Source organism: Guyparkeria hydrothermalis, assembly GCF_023555385.1.
Classification (GTDB): Bacteria; Pseudomonadota; Gammaproteobacteria; order Halothiobacillales; family Halothiobacillaceae; genus Guyparkeria; species Guyparkeria hydrothermalis_A.
Genome location: NZ_JAJSED010000001.1, coordinates 555,333 through 571,305, shown reverse-complemented (window position 1 = coordinate 571,305; position 15,973 = coordinate 555,333). Strand labels below are relative to the sequence as shown.

Below are 15,973 nucleotides of genomic sequence, written 5' to 3'. Positions count from 1 at the left end.
GTTACTTCGATCATGAATTCAGGGTCGGGGGCCGGAAATCGAGAAGTGATTGCCCGTCACGTTTCGAGCTCCCGACACCTGATTGATTTGGAGTACCCCTCCGAATCCCGTGAAGGCGGTGTCTGCGACGACCGCGCGATACCGGTTCAGAGAAGACTCCGACTCCGACGACTGCCCGTCCTCCCGGGCGGCCGTATCCGACTCCCGCGCCGGCATGACCGGCTCGAGAGTACGAATGGGGTTGGTGGCACCGAGTGCCACCGTGTTGATCTGGGCGTTGTTGTTCCCGGCGACCTGGTTGACACCCAACACGCCCTGCCCGCCGGCGAATGCCCGCCCGTCGATCCGGGTTCGATCCCGAGTGGCGGTCGCACCGGTAGGCGTCGGGTTGTCTACCCGCTGGATTGCCTGGACGTGACCGTTGATCACGCGCAGGTTGGCCTGGACGTTGCTCGATCCAGCGGCCGTGTTCACCGCGACATTGCCGGTCGCGCCGTGCCCGACTCGGCTGCCGATGCGATTGTCGTTGAGCACCGCGAGCATCCAGTCGTAATCGCTAGGGGCTGCCTCCGAGCCCGCCTCGGCCCGAGCATCGCCAGAGAGAATCATCTGCGCGGTGATCAGCAAGGCGGCAAAACCGATTGCCGCGAGCAGCGATCGCAGGCCGCGTTCCAGGTCGAATCGACGTGACATCCTTCTAGCCATTACCGCGACCCTCCCTGTCCCATCAGCCCCGCACCTGCCAGCGCGCCGGTGACCTGTGAAGCGATCGAGCCGGTAGCGGCACCCATTGCTCCGCCTGTGGCAGCCCGGGGCGCCGGCGTGCGGTCACCGCCGCGTGCGCCCACACCCAGCGGCGACATGAACGACGACATTGAACCGGCGACGACACCACCGGGGGCCCCCTGGCCACCGGCCGCGACCTGCCCGTAGCTGTCATTGGCGATTTCGAGGTGTGAAAGGCCCGACTCCAGTTCGGATTCCGGGCTGGGATTCACCATCAGCGCTCGGCCGGGTGGCATGGTGCGGGTGGCGTGACGTGCCGGGACGGCGCGCAAGAGCACCATTTCTCCCGGCTGGGCTTCGACCGCCGCGCGGGAACCCGCGGCGTGCCCGGCGACGGGCCAGGCCGTGCCCAGCAGCAGGCCGGCAGCAAGCATGACGGCGAATCGCCGGGCGTCGCTGGCTCGGCGTTCGTCAAGCCCTGTCGGATGGAGATTGGCCGTAACGTCATTCATGACTGCCTTCCTCTTGCCGTGATCCGTCATGCGTTCACGGTGTCGACAGTGGCAAAACCGGGGCCAACTTGGACAAACGCGTAAAAACAACGAGTTACAAAATGCCGGTACGCGGCCAACGACCAACGTGTCTCATGTGTGAGACACGCCCTTGGCGGGGTGAAGGGGGATAGCCCGTTACAGCGGGCTTGAGGAGAAGTGAACCTGTCGCAGATTTGAAACGGTCGCTACCCTCGGCCGCTGTCTTGTCCGGCGACCGTGTGGGTAACAAACGCGGGATAGGCGCGCGGCTGGCGCCCTGTCGTGTCGATGCGAGGAGGACAGGCAACAGGCGTGTCAGGATCGATAGCGCGCGCGTACTTCGCACGGCGTGATCACGCCGTCACTCGATCGCCAGGCCGTGTTTGCGGATCAGGCGATGCAGTGTGCAGCGGGAGACATCGAGCAGCCGCGCGGCTTCGCTGACGTTATGACCGGCCTGTGCGATCGCCGTGACAATCGCGTCGCGATCCGCCCGCTCTCGGGCTTCGGCCAAGGTAACGATCGCGTTGTCCTCCCCGGTCCGGAGAGCCTCCAGATCCGGCAGAGACACGGTAGGCCCATCGGCCAGCACGATCCCACGGCGCAACCGGTTCATCAGCTCACGGATATTGCCCGGCCAGTCATAGGACAACATGGCCGCTTCCGTGGCCGGAGCGAGACGCTTTCGCTTGACCCCAAGCTCGTCACAGAACCGGTCGAGAAAGTACTGGGCCAGTTCCAGCACATCGGGACCGCGATGGGCCAGGGAAGGCATTGCCAGCGGCAATACATCGAGACGGAAGTACAGGTCTTCACGGAAATCGCCGTTCAGCACGGCGTCGGCAAGGTCGACATGGGTGGCGGCGATAATGCGTGCGTCCACCGGGATGGTGGCTTCGCCACCCACTCGCTGGATTTCGCCCTGTTGCAGGAATCTCAGCAAGCTGGTCTGGGTATCCAGTGGCAGGTCGCCGATCTCGTCGAGGAACAGCGTGCCACCGTTGGCGGCCTCCACCCAGCCGATGCGTCGCCGGGACGCGCCGGTGAATGCGCCCTTCTCGTGGCCGAACAGCTCGGATTGCACGAGATTGGGCGTCAGCGCGCCGCAATTGACCGCGATAAAGCGCTGGCTCGCTCGCACGGAGGAACGGTGGATCGAGCGGGCGGCGAGTTCCTTGCCGGTCCCGGTCGGTCCGTTGATCAGTACCGGTAGCGACGTGACCGCGTAGCGTCGAATCGTGCGACGTACCGCCGCCATTGCCGGACTCTGCCCTACCAGCTCGTCGGTCTCGTCAACGGCCAGTCGGCATCCCTCGTCGGCATACTGCATGCTGGCGACGCCGGCCATCGTCCAGGCGTGGCCGATGGAAAACGTCAGTCGCATCGGTTCGACGGGCGCAAAGCAGATATCGAAGAAATAGGCGTGCAGGAAGGCGGCGTTTTCGACGTTCTCGGCCTGTGCCCGCTCGACCAGGGCGACCAGTTGCAGGCAGGGATGCTCACGAGCGAAGGCCGGAAGCCAGCTCATCGCCGTCTGCATGGCGCCGCGCAGATCGATCAACGCGACACGCACGTCCCCACGCCGCAACAACTGTTGCAGTTGTTCCGGTGAGTCCACGGCAACGACGTCCCAGAGAAAGGACCCGGCGATCTGCCTGATCTCTTCGCTGGCATCGGGGCCGCGCAGACTGAGCATAGGGAGCAGCCGGGTTGTCCGGCCTTCGTTGCTCATGGCAACCATCCCTCCTGCGCTGCGAACGCCAATCCTTGACGGTTGATCGGTACGTCGTGAGACACGCACGTCGCCGACCCAGGGGAGAGAGTATAGGTCCATACCGATACATGAACAATTTTTCACCAATCCGGGATTCGGGGCGACGATGACGGGCGTCGCGGTTTCGTGCCGAGCGCCGATCCCATACACTTCCACACACCGCCTGCCACTCTGTCGCCAACCGGGAAGACACGACGTCTTGAATCGCTCCACGGACGCCCACGCATCGATCACCCCCGGCTTCATCGTCCTGCAGGGAAATCGCCTCGAGGGATTGCGGGATCTGCTGGTCCAGTGGCTGGACCGCGCGCCCCTCGCCCCGCTGGAGGACGAACACGTCCTGGTTCAGAGCAACGGCATGGCCCAGTGGCTGCGCCTCGCTCTGGGGCGTTCGCGTCGGGACGGCGGCCTGGGCGTTGCGACCGCGATGGATCTGCTGCTCCCAGCGCGCCTGCAGTGGCAGTGCTACCGCGCGGTTCTGGGGCACGACGCCGTCCCGCCCGAGGCGCCCCTCGACAAGTCGAGACTGACTTGGCGGCTATTCCGTCTGTTGCGCGACCCGTCGATCATCGACGACCCGGTCTTCGAGCCGCTGACCCACTACATCGATAGCGATGAGCACCGTGCCTACCAGCTCGCTGCGCGCCTGGCCGACCAGTTCGACCAATACCAGGTCTATCGCGCCGACTGGCTGGAACACTGGGCCGACAATCAGGCCATCCTGCCCGGTCCGCTCGGCCACTCGTCGGAGGTCCCCGCGCATTCGGGCTGGCAGCCGGCCCTGTGGCGCGCCATCCTTGCCGACCTGGCCGAGCAGCCACCGGTTTCGCTCGACGACGACCCGGTCCCCACCGGCTACGCCGGGCGTGCGCTGGTCCACCAGGCGTTCCTCGATCGCACCAGGCAACTGGCCGAACGCCCGGTCGACCTCCCCCGCCGCATCGTGGTCTTTGGTGTCTCCGCCCTGCCCCCGCAAGTGCTCGAGGTGCTCGGCGCCATCTCCCGCTGGACACAGGTGATCTTCTGCCTGCAGAACCCCTGCCGTCACTACTGGGGCGATATCGTCGAGGATCGGCATCTGTTCCGAAACGCCTACCGTCGCATCGCCGAGCGCAAGATCGACGCTTCGCTGGACGACCACGCCCTGCACCAGCATGCCCATCCGCTGCTCGCATCCTGGGGTAAGCAGGGCCGTGACCTGGTTCGCCTTGTCGACGCCTTCGACCAGGCGCCGGATCGTGTCGCCGGCACCGAAGCGCTCAATATCGACCTGTTCGACGAACCCAAGGCCGACCGGGTGCTCGGTCAGATCCAGTCGGACCTGCTCGACCTGCGGCCGATGAACGAGATCGATGCCGAGAAACGGCTCATCGAGAGCGACGATGCGTCGATTCGCTTCACCGTGGCCCACAGCCCGTTGCGCGAAGTCGAGATCTTGCAGGATCAGCTGCTCGCCGCATTCGATGCCGACCCGACACTGCGGCCGCGCGACGTGATCGTGATGGTCCCCGACATGACCGATTACGCCCCGGCGATCAGTGCGGTGTTCGGCCGCGTCGCGCGTACCGACCCGCGGTTCCTGCCGTTCGCCATCTCGGACCGTCCCGAGCGCGAGACCCACCCCATGCGCCGCGCACTGGATGCCCTGCTGCGCCTGCCGGACGCACGTCTTACCGCAAGCGAGGTCATGGACCTGCTCGAGGTGGACGCCCTGCGCGCCCGTTTCGATATCGCGGCGGACCACGTCGCACTGCTACGACACTGGATCGAGACGGCCGGGATCCGCTGGGGGCTGGACGGTGAGCACCGTCCCGACTTCGGTCTGCCCGCGGGCATCGAGCAGAACACCTGGCGCTTCGGCCTCGACCGCCTGCTGTACGCCTACCTGGCCGGCAGCGACGAAGACTGGGAACACATCGTGCCGGTCGGCGGCATGGATGGGATGAGCGCCGAGGTGATCGGTCCGCTCCACATGCTGGTGAGTGCGCTGAAACGGTGGCGTGATCGCCTCAAGGAATCGCACACGCCGACGGATTGGGTGGCGCAGTTCGAGGCGATGCTGGCCGCATTCTTCGACCCCGAGGCCATTCCGGCTGGCGATGACGAGGCCAACCCGTTGGCCGAGCGGGAAACGGCGGTAAGCCTGCGCGATCGCATCCTCGATGCCAGCGTGGCGTGGCTCGACGACTGCCGATCGGCGGCATTCGACCGTGAAATCGGCATCGAGACCGCCCGCAGCGCCTGGCTCGATCGACTCGACGAGCATCGTCTCAACCAGCGTTTTCTCGTCGGCGCGGTGAATTTCGCGACGCTAATGCCAATGCGGGCCATCCCCTTCCGCCAGGTATACCTCCTCGGAATGGACGACACCGCCTATCCGCGTCGTCAGCCACCGGCCGACTTCGACCTGATGGCCGGTCGCTACCGCCCCGGCGACCGCTCGCGCCGCGAGGATGATCGCTACCTGTTTCTGGAGGCCCTGCTCTCGGCGCGTGACCGGCTGTGGATCAGCTGGGTCGGTCGACATATCCGCGACAATCACGAGCGCCCCGCCTCTGTGCTGGTCAATCAGCTGCGCGACCACATCGATCGCGGCTGGTCGTGCCACGACGGCACGAATACGCCTTCCGAGGTCCTGACGACCGAACACCCGCTGCAACCGTTCAGCCGCGAATATTTCGGCCGCGAGCACCCCGAACTGTTCAGCTACGCCGAGGAATGGCATCGCGTGCATCACGCCGATACGTCCGCCCGCGACCCGGCTGCAACCGAGTCCCGCCTGGTGACGGAGGAAGAGTCGTCCGTGCCATCGCTGGTCGATCTGGCCACCCTTCTCAAAAAGCCCTGGCGTGTGTATCTGCATCACCGCCTGAACGTCCCCGCGCGTCGTGACATCGCGATCCCCGAGGACGACGAACCCTTCGCCCTCGACGCACTGGGTGAATCGCAGCTCAGCGCCCAACTGCTCGACCGCATCGTCAACCGGATGCAATGCGAGCCGATCGAAACCCTCACTCCCGAGACCCTCGAACAGCGACTGCCGGAATGGATCGACGCGGCCTTCGATCGGATCAGCGGAAGTGGGCAACTGCCCCTGTCACCGTTCGACGAAGGCCTGCGTCGGGCTCACGGTGAGGCCGTCGGCCGCCAACTGCGCACCTGGGCCGCCTTTCGGGCCCGCTATACCGAGAGCCTGCCGGCATTCCACTCGGGCGAACGGCTGGTACCCGATGGTGAACCGCCGCTCAACGGGGAAATCAATGACATCCTCTGCGATGAAGACGACGCGGTTCGGCTTCGCCTGGTATCCGGCTCGTTGCACAAGGGCAAGCAGCTCAAATGGCATCGACTGGTTGGCGAATGGCCAGCGCATCTGGCCGCCCAGCTCGGGGGCAGGCCCGTCACGACCTATCTGATCAGTGAATCCGACGCACACAAGGAAAACCTTCTCGAGCGTCCCGTTGTCATGGAACCGATCGACCCGGCTCGGGCGCGGACAATCCTGATGCAACTGATCGAGCTCTGGCACCGTGCCGGACGGATGCCGCTACCCGCCGAACCGCGCACCCAGATCGCGTGGCTCACGGCAGGCAATGAAACCGCCGGCCGGGCGGATGCGCGCAAACAATTCCAGAATGCCGCCCAGTTCGATGCCGAGCTCGTCCGGCTGTGGCCCGACGTCGACAGCCTCGTGACTCATCCCGACTTCGCACACGTCGCCCGCGCCATGTATCTCCCCCTGGCACAGGCGACCCGCGGCGCCCACCAGAAGGCGATCCTGCCGGAGGGTGACGAATGAACCAGCTCGACCCGATTACCTTCCCCCTGCAGGGCAGCCGCCTGATCGAGGCGAGCGCGGGCACCGGCAAGACCTTCACCATCTCGCTGCTTTACCTGCGGCTGGTACTGGGACATCGCGGCCCGGACCAGCGCAACTCCCGCCCGCTGACTCCACCCGAGATTCTAGTGAGCACCTTCACCGAAGCGGCGGTGGCCGAGCTGCGTGACCGCATCCGGGCACGTCTGCAGCAGGCGGCGTGGCTGTTCGGCGGCACGTTGACGCCCGACGAGGTCGATCCGCCGCTGCGTGCGCTGTTCGACGAGTTCGACGAGGCCGAGCGCGTGCGCGGCGGCTTTTTGCTGCAACGAGCGGCCGAATGGATGGACGAGGCGGCGATCTTCACCATCCACGGTTTCTGCCAACGCATGCTGCGCGAGCATGCCTTCCACAGCCGCGCGCTGTTCGAGCAGGAGCTGGTCACCGACCTTGACCCCATCGTGAGTGAGGCCATCCGTGACTTCTGGCGCACCCACGGCTACCCGCTGGCACAGCGTGACAAGCGCCTCGCCGGCCAGTTCGCGCGTATCGTGGAAACGCCGGTCAGACTCAAGGAGCGCATTCGCGACCTGATCCGCCGCGACGGGAGTCCGGTGGCGTTGGGCGATGCCCTCGCGAGAGCCTCCGGCGACTTGCCCTCGCCGGCCGATCTGCTCGATCGACTGGCCGAAACGCAGCACAAGGCGGACACCGCCGAAGAGGCGGCGCGCGACACCTGGCTGGCCGACGCCGAAGCGCTGCATGCCCTGTGGCAGGAGAAGCGGGAAGGATTGCACGCCGGCACCCATCGCGAGGCAAAGACGGCCGAAGGCTTTGACGACTGGCTGGCCGGCATCGACGCCTGGGCGCGTGGTGAGGCAGGGCTCGAGGCAAAGTCGCGCGACAAGCTCGCCGAGCCACGCATGAAGGCCAAATGGGAGCCACCAACCCACCCCGCACTGGAGGCCATCGGCGACTGGCGCGAAGCCGAACAATTCGTCCAGGCCGAAATCGCGGAAATCCAGCCGGTGATCCGCGCCTTTGCCGCCCTGTGGATCCGTGAGCGCATCGCCGCACTGCTCGCCAGCAAACGATCCATGGGCTTCGAGGACATGCTGATTCAGATGCGCGACTCGGTCGATGCCGACCGAAACCCGAATGCGGGCGGCATGATCGAGGCGATTCGCGACCAGTACCCGGTGGCGCTGATTGACGAGTTCCAGGACACCGACCCGCTGCAGTACGCCATCTTCTCGGCGATCTATCCGCTCGGCGAGGCGTCCCCTGTCTCCGACGAACACGCCATCGTCCTGATCGGCGATCCCAAGCAGGCCATCTACAGCTTCCGCGGCGCCGATATTCACAGCTACCTGACGGCACGACAGGCGACCGCGGGCCGGCACGCCAACCTGCCGCGCAACTTCCGCTCCACTAAGGCGATGGTCGCTGCGGTGAACCATCTGTTCACGCTTGCCGACCGGCACCCCGACGGCGCCTTCCGCTTTCCGGCCGATGGCGGCGACAACCCTGTCCCGTTCGCGCCTGTCGAGGCCCAGGGACGCGCTGCCCGGCTGGTCGACGACCGCGTTGGCGGCGAGTTGCCCGCCCTCACCGCCTGGGTCACGCCCCCGGCGGAGACCTGGAACGCCGGCGCTTACGTGGAACAGCTCGCGGTGCGCGCCGCCGGCGAGATCGCGGCGATGCTCAATGCCGGCCAGTCGGGAAGCTGCGGCTTCGAGACAGACGACGGTGCGCGCACCGGACTTCAGCCGCGCGACATTGCCGTGCTGGTACGTACGGCAGACCAGGGTCAGGCCATGCGCCTGGCACTGACCGCCTTCGGTGTCCCGGCGGTCTTTCTTTCCGAGCGTGCCTCGGTCTTCGGTTCCACCGAGGCCGCCGACATGCTGCTCTGGCTCGATGCCCTGGCGGACCCTTCCCGCAGCGACCGCATCCGTCTGGCGGTGTCCACCACGAGTTTCGCCCTGTCTCTGGAAGAGCTCGAGGAAATGCTGCGGGACGAGGTTGCCTTTGACGGTATCTGTCAGCGATTCTACGAATGGCATCGTATCTGGCAATCGCAGGGTGTTCTGGCGGCCCTGATGGGCCTGCTTCACCACTTCGCCATTCCCGCCCGCATGCTCGAGTCCGAAACCCGCCAGGCGAAGCGCGGTGAACGCCGCCTGACGAACCTGCTCCACCTGGCTGAATGGTTGCAGACCGTCGACCACGATGTCGACGGCGAGACTGCGCTCATCCATCGCCTCCACCTGGCTATCACCGAGGGGGCGGCGGAGCAGGAGATCCGTCTCGAGCAGGACAGTGAGATGGTGCGCATCGTGACCATTCACAGCGCCAAGGGGCTGCAGTATCCCGTGGTGTTCCTGCCGTTCGCGGCAATGATCGGTCGTGACGAGTCCAGCGCGGCGAAAAGCGGCAAGGGAAGCACGGAAATCGAACCGACCCGGCGGCATCGACACGGCCGGAATGTCTGGGACATGCGTCCCGACCCGACCACGCGGGATCGTGCTGCACGCGAGTCGGTCGCCGAAGAGATCCGCCTGCTTTACGTCGCGCTCACGCGCGCCGAGTTTGCCTGTTATCTGGGGGCGGGGCCGGTCGCCATCGGCACGAAGGAACCCAACCCCGGCAAGACCGCGTTCGGTCAGTTCCTCGGTTTCGAACCGGGGGCAAAGGCCAGCGGCGAGGAAGTCATCGCCGCGCTGACCGACTGGGCCGAGCATCCGGCCATCGCACTCACGACGGTTCCCGAACAACGGGACCCCAGGCAGCAACGCTTCACGCCGCCGGCTGAGCCTGCGCTTGTGGGGCCGAGGCAACCTGTGTTTTCCACGTTCGAGCCGTGGTGGATATCGAGCTTCTCCGCGCTGACCGCCTCGGTCGGGCACGCGGCTCCCCTGCCCGCCCCGGAGGCCGCAAGAGACGAGATTCGGCTGGAGACGGAAACGCTGGATTCGATTCCCGACGCCTCCACGGCCCGTTCAGCCCCCGTGGAAGGTATCCATGCCCTTCCGCGCGGGGCCCATATCGGCACCTTGCTGCATGATCTCATCGAGGCGATCGCCAACGACGGTTTCAGCCGGTATGCCGACGAACCCGAGCGCACCCGTGCGCTTATGGCGCGCTCGGCTCACCCCGGCCTGCGTGATCTGGACGAGGCCCAGATCGAGGTGGTTGCCGCGTTGCTCGACACCCTGCTCGCCACCCGCTGGGCGATGCCACAAGCCGAACACCCGATGGCACTGGCGCGACTGTCCCGCTACCAGGCGGAGATGGAATTCTGGCTGGCGGTCGAGACCACCGATCCGGAGCAACTCGACCGTCTGGTGCGACGACACGTCGCAGCCGGAAAACCGCGCCCCATGCTGTCCGGACAAACCATCAACGGCATGCTCAAGGGCTTTATCGACCTTACCGTCGAGCACGAGGGCCGGTACTACCTGATCGACTGGAAATCCAACTGGCTGGGACCGGATGCCGCCGCCTACATGCCGGAAGCGATCGAACGCGCGGTTCTGGATTCACGATATGACCTGCAGTTCGTCCTCTATCTCGTTGCCTTGCATCGACATCTCGCCGACCGGCTCCCGGACTATGACTACGACCGACACGTCGGCGGGGCTGCCTACGTCTTCCTGCGGGGAATCGAGGCGGGCGATGGCGGCAATGCCGGTGTGTACACCTGCCGCCCCGACCGCGCCTTGATCGAGGCACTCGATGCGCTGTTCACCGGTGATGCGGAGGAAGTGGCATGAACCGACATCCCGCCCTCACCGATCCGGTTGCCCTGGGTGCGCTGCTCGATGGCTGGGTTGCCGCCGGCTGGCTGCGACCCATCGATCGGGCCGTGGCCGATTTCCTCGACAGTCGTGCCCCGGACGGGGCGCCGCTGGCGACGATTGCCGCGGTGCTCGCCAGCCATCAGGGCGGCGGTGGACACGTCTGCCTCGACCTCGCCGATGTGCTCGACAACCCCGACTTCACCCTGCGCATGCCGCCGGCCGAACCGGTCGGGCGCGGTACGACGACGGCCGACACGCCGGCCGCGGTCCTCGCCGGGGTGGAGCTCACCGCTTGGCGTGAGGCGCTGGCCAACCACCCGGCGGTTCGCACGCTCGGCTGGTCCGACGACCGGGTCGAGCTCGGTGGACGGCCGCTGGTGATGGTGAACGACGAGAGACCACAGCTGTATCTACGCCGCTACTGGCAGGTCGAAGGCCGAGTGGCCGCCGGTCTGGCGTCGCGTCATCAAGCGGGTATTCCGACCCCCCAATCGGTGCGCCAGGCGCTCGATGCCTTGTTCCCGTCGGTCGGGAACGACTCTCCCACCGACTGGCAGAAGTTCGCCTGTGCCCTTGCCACCTACCAGCCGTTCTCGATCGTCACCGGTGGCCCGGGTACCGGAAAGACCACTACGGTGGTGCGCCTGCTTGCCGCCCTCACCTCGCTGCACCTCGACGACACACCGCGGATGGCCCTCTGCGCGCCCACCGGCAAGGCCGCCGCGCGCCTGTCCGAGTCCATTGGCGACAAGGTGCGCGAGATCGCCTCGATCCAGGCGGACGGGTTTCCGGCTCACCACTGGGAATCGGTCGCGGCACAACTCCCCGGGGAGGTTCACACCATCCACCGACTGATCGGCACCCGTCCACTTGCCGAACGGCCGCGGCACCATGCTCAAAACCCGCTCGATCTCGACGTCGTGGTGGTCGACGAGGCCTCGATGGTGGGTATCGAGCTGATGGCCCAGCTTGTCGATGCCCTGCCCCCGGGCTGCCGACTGATCATGCTGGGGGACAAGGACCAGCTGGCCTCGGTCGAGGCCGGTGCGGTACTGGGCGAATTGTGCCGCAACGCCGACAACGGCGCTTATCCCGAGGCGCTGAATCGCTACCTCGAGGCGGCTTCCGGCGAACCGCTGCCGATCACCGGCACGAGACCTGCCGATGCCATCCAGGCCCGCATCGCCACACTTCGAGTGTCCCATCGCTTCGGCGAGGACAGCGCCATCGGCGGATTGGCTCGGGCAGTCAACAACGGCGACGTGACCGCGGCAACCGCCGCACTGGGCATGCCGGGCGCGCATGAACAAACGGGCGAGATCTCCTGGCTGCTAGACGACCCGGGTGCCCGCGACCACACCCCGTTCACACGGCTGGTAATCGAGGGCCTGCGTCCATGGCTCGAGACGATCGCCGCTCGGCCGGAGGGCTTCGATCCCGACTCTCCGAGCGATCAGGCGGCCGTGTCCGATCTATTCCGTCGACACAACGAATTCCAGGCGCTGTGTGCGCTGCGTCGCGGCGATGCCGGCGTCGAGGGCCTCAATACCCGGATTCACGGCTGGTTGACCGATGCAGGCCTTCTACCGCCGGCCGAGCCCGGCATGCGTCACGCCGCGTGGTACCCGGGACGACCCGTGATGGTGACGCGCAACGCACCTCAACTGGGACTGGCCAACGGCGACATGGGCCTGACCCTGCCCACCCGGCTGCCCGATGGCGAGATCGGCCTGCGAGCGGTCTTCCCGGTGGCTGCGGGGAATGATCGCGACTTCCGCTGGATCAGCCCGACTCGGCTGGCCGACGCCGAAACCGCCTTTGCCCTCACCGTTCACAAGTCACAGGGCTCCGAGTTTACGCAGGTCGCGATGGTGATGCCCGAGCGCAGCAACCCGATCCTGACCCGCGAGCTTCTCTACACCGCCATCACACGGGCACGACGGCGGTTCGCCCTGGTCTCGCCGGTCCGAAACGGGGAGGATCCGGCCCGGCTCGCCCGCGAGGTGGTTGCCAGCGCGGTATCCGGGGTCACACGGCGTTCCGGCAACCTGCGACGACGCCTGCTGCATCGGCTGGTCGACGGCCCTGAACACAGGGACGCCGGTGGCGTTCAAGCCGACGACGCATTAGGCTAGCCCCACATTCACGCCGACGGATCAACGTCATGCGCTTGACCCAGGATGATCGCGGCCTCAATTTCGTGATCCGCAGCTTTTCCGAGTCCCATGTGACGGTCAACGATCAGCAGCTCCAGCAGAGCTTCCTGTTGACCCCGGAAAATCTCGAATCCGAGATTCCAGTCGAGGACCTCGACGATCTCGAGAAACACGGCGAGTCGCTGCTGTTGCGGGACGACCCGGAAGTGGTGCTGATCGGCACCGGCAGTCGGACTCGAATGGGGCCCTCCGCCCTCTCCGCGCTACTGATGCGTCAGGGCGTGGGCATCGAATACATGGACACCGCCGCGGCCCTACGCACCTACACGGTGCTCGCCTCCGAACTGCGGCGCGTCAGCCTGCTCGTGATCTTCCAGTAATTCACTCTTTCAACGCCCCTTTCATCAACGTAGACACTCAATGACCGAAACCCTCATCCCCGGCAAGGACGCCCCGCTCGAACGGACCATCGAACGGGTCCAGAACCGCCTTGCCGAGCTCGGCTTCGATATCGAGGCCAGCCTATGGCACAACCCGCTGCCCAACTGCTGGTCCGTGCATATCAAGGACCGCGGCTGTCCGGCGCTGTTCACCAACGGCAAGGGGGCGACCCGCGAGGCCGCACTGGCCTCGGCCCTGGGTGAGTTCGTCGAGCGTCTGGCCTCGCAGTACTTCTTTGCCGACTTCCACTGGCACCGTGAGCTTGCGAGCATCGATGCGACGACGCTGCACGACCCGGCCGAGCGCTGTTTCACCCTTGAGGAACCCGGCAAGCGGCCCGAGGGCCTGCTCGACGACCGACTTTGGTCGTTCTACGGCGGCGATTCACTGCAATCGACCGCCGATTGGGGCGATCTCAACAGCGGCGAGACCCATCAGATCTGCGCCCTGCCGTTCGTGCGCCAGCGCGACGGGGAGACGATCTACTTCCCGGTCAACGTCGTCGGCAACCTCTACGTCTCCAACGGCCTGTCGGCCGGCAATACGCTTGCCGAGACCCACACACAGGGCCTGTCCGAGGTATTCGAGCGGGCAGTGAAGGAACAGGTAATCACCGAGGGCATCGCCCTGCCGGAGATCCCCGACGAGGTGATGGACCGCTTCCCGGCAAGCCGGGCGGCACTCGACGCGCTCAACGAGTCGGGTTTTACCGCGCGGGCCTACGATTCCTCGCTCGGCGGTCGTTTCCCGGTCATCTGTGTACTGCTGTTCGATCCGGCCAGCGGCGGCGTGTTCGCGAGCTTCGGTGCGCACCCGCGCTTTGACGTCGCCCTCGAGCGCACGCTGACCGAGCTGGTGCAGGGGCGCGATCTCGATGACCTGCACGCCTTCCCGGCACCGACTACCGACGACGAGCTCGCCGCGGACCCCGACAACATCGAGCTGCACTTCATCGATTCCTCCGGGATCCTCCCGTGGCGGATGCTGCGTGACGAACCCGATTACCCGTTCACCCCATGGGGCATGGAGGAGTCGGACGTCGAGAACCTCGATCGCGAGGGCCGCAACCGCGAGTACGAGCGTGCGCTGGTCGAGCGCTTCCACGAGCACGGCCACGACGTCTACATCGCCGACTTCACCCATCTGGGCCTACCCGCCTGCCGCATCCTGGTGCCGGGTGTCTCCGAGATCTATCCGGTCGAGGAACTGGTCGAGCGCAACAATAACCAGGGCCTCGAGCTGCTCGACTACTTCCACCGCCTCGAAGAACTCACGGCGGAGGAAAGTGCGGCATTCGCTGATGCCATCGGCGAGCTCGCCCTCGACCCGCTCACACCGATCAGCGACGTGATCGGGCTGTGTGCCGGACCGGAATCCACCTGGTCGGGCACGCGTATCGGCGAGGTCGAGATCCTCGCCCGGCTGCACGGCCACTCGCACACGCCTCGGGATGCAGAAGAGATCGGCATGGACCTGCATTGGCTGGCACATGTCCCGCCACTGCCGGCCGAGCGCCAGGCACGCTACCGGGCCGCCCATACCCTGTGGCAACTGACCCACGAATCGGATTGCGAGCCGGCGTCGGTCGAAAAGAGCCTTACCGGCCTGTTCCCGGGCATGACAGTCGACGAGGCACACGAGCTGATGGCCGGTCGCTGGGGCTACCGCCCGCTGACCACCCTCGCACCGGGGTTTCGCAACGAACCGCGCCATGCGGCCCTGATGGATGCCTACCAGCGCGCCTATCGCGCCAAGCTCGCTTAAGGATCAAGGAGAGCCCCATGAACGCAGTGGATGCGCGCATCTGCTCGACCATCATCGACGCCACGGATCGCGTGGTGGTCGGTCAACGGCCGGCCATTCGCCGTGCGCTGACCTGCATTCTGGCGGGTGGGCATCTGCTGATCGAGGATCTGCCGGGGTTGGGCAAGACCACCCTCGCGCATACGCTCGCCACCGTGCTGGGATTGTCGTTCAAGCGGTTGCAGTTCACCGCGGACATGCTGCCGGCGGATGTGGTCGGCAGCTCGGTGTTCATGCCCGGGCAGACGGCGGGGCAGACCGGCGGCGAAAGCGGCTTTCGCTTCATGCCCGGCCCGGTATTCACCCAGATGCTGCTGGCCGACGAGATCAATCGCGCGCCGCCGAAGGTGCAGAGCGCCCTGCTCGAGGCGATGGAGGAGCGGCAGGTCAGCGTCGACGGCAAGCGCTATCCATTGCCGGGCGTGTTCTTCGTCATCGCCACGCAGAATCCGTTGGAGCAGGCCGGCACCTATCCCCTGCCGGAATCGCAGCTCGACCGCTTCGCCATGGTGATCCGTCTGGGTTACCCGGATGCCGAGACCGAGCGGCGCATGCTCGTTTCCGGGGGCGGTCGGGCACACCTGGGCGAGGTGACGCCGGTCACCGACGCCAACGGCCTGCAGCAACTGCGAGACCGAGCCGCCCAGGTCCACGTCGCCGAGCGCGTAATCGGTTACGTGCAGTCGCTACTGGCGGCCAGCCGCGAGGCACCGGAATTTCGCGTCGGCCTCTCGCCGCGCGCCGGGCTGATGCTGCTCAACCTTGCCCGAGCCTGGGCGCTGATCGACGCTCGCGACCACGTCCTGCCCGATGACGTGCAGGCCGTTTTGCCCGACCTGATCAACCATCGCGTCGGACTGGACGATCACGACGGCCGTGATGCCGCCGCCCTCCTGCTCGAACGGGTGCCGGCGCCCTGA

9 protein-coding genes are annotated in these 15,973 nt (G+C 66.2%); 6 read left to right on the top strand and 3 right to left on the bottom strand.

The window, feature by feature from the left end:
- Positions 1–18: 18 nt before the first annotated feature.
- The 3 genes from LV476_RS02745 to LV476_RS02735 form a co-directional block, all read right to left on the bottom strand.
- Positions 19–705: a hypothetical protein gene (locus LV476_RS02745; protein WP_250073033.1), complete on the bottom strand. Its 687-nt coding sequence runs from the start codon at positions 703–705 to the stop codon at positions 19–21.
- Complete coding sequence (locus tag LV476_RS02740) at positions 705–1,238, bottom strand: hypothetical protein (RefSeq protein ID WP_250073031.1); 534 nt, start codon at positions 1,236–1,238, stop codon at positions 705–707. The genes LV476_RS02745 and LV476_RS02740 overlap by 1 nt, the downstream gene beginning before the upstream one ends.
- 382 nt (positions 1,239–1,620) lie before the next feature.
- Positions 1,621–2,991: a sigma-54 interaction domain-containing protein gene (locus tag LV476_RS02735; RefSeq protein ID WP_250073030.1), complete on the bottom strand. Its 1,371-nt coding sequence runs from the start codon at positions 2,989–2,991 to the stop codon at positions 1,621–1,623.
- Between the two features lie 241 nt (positions 2,992–3,232).
- Between LV476_RS02735 and recC the strand changes: the two genes are divergently transcribed.
- Genes recC through LV476_RS02705 form a run of 6 tightly spaced genes read left to right on the top strand, consistent with a single transcriptional unit; the run spans position 3,233 to position 15,973 of the window.
- Positions 3,233–6,832: an exodeoxyribonuclease V subunit gamma gene (recC, locus tag LV476_RS02730; RefSeq protein WP_250073029.1), complete on the top strand. Its 3,600-nt coding sequence runs from the start codon at positions 3,233–3,235 to the stop codon at positions 6,830–6,832.
- A complete protein-coding gene (gene recB / locus LV476_RS02725; protein ID WP_250073028.1) occupies positions 6,829–10,626 on the top strand; it encodes an exodeoxyribonuclease V subunit beta in 3,798 nt (1,265 codons plus the stop codon). The genes recC and recB overlap by 4 nt, the downstream gene beginning before the upstream one ends.
- The gene (gene recD / locus LV476_RS02720; RefSeq protein WP_250073027.1) at positions 10,623–12,788 is read left to right on the top strand and encodes an exodeoxyribonuclease V subunit alpha; all 2,166 of its coding nucleotides are present in this window, start codon (positions 10,623–10,625) and stop codon (positions 12,786–12,788) included. The genes recB and recD overlap by 4 nt, the downstream gene beginning before the upstream one ends.
- Before the next feature lie 29 nt (positions 12,789–12,817).
- The gene (locus LV476_RS02715) at positions 12,818–13,189 is read left to right on the top strand and encodes an Mth938-like domain-containing protein (RefSeq protein WP_250073022.1); all 372 of its coding nucleotides are present in this window, start codon (positions 12,818–12,820) and stop codon (positions 13,187–13,189) included.
- A gap of 40 nt (positions 13,190–13,229) precedes the next feature.
- Positions 13,230–15,014, top strand: coding sequence for a YcaO-like family protein (locus LV476_RS02710; RefSeq protein ID WP_250073020.1), 1,785 nt, complete (start codon positions 13,230–13,232; stop codon positions 15,012–15,014).
- Positions 15,015–15,031: 17 nt separating this feature from the next.
- Positions 15,032–15,973 (top strand): AAA family ATPase, encoded by a 942-nt coding sequence (locus LV476_RS02705; protein WP_250073011.1) that lies wholly within the window; start codon positions 15,032–15,034, stop codon positions 15,971–15,973.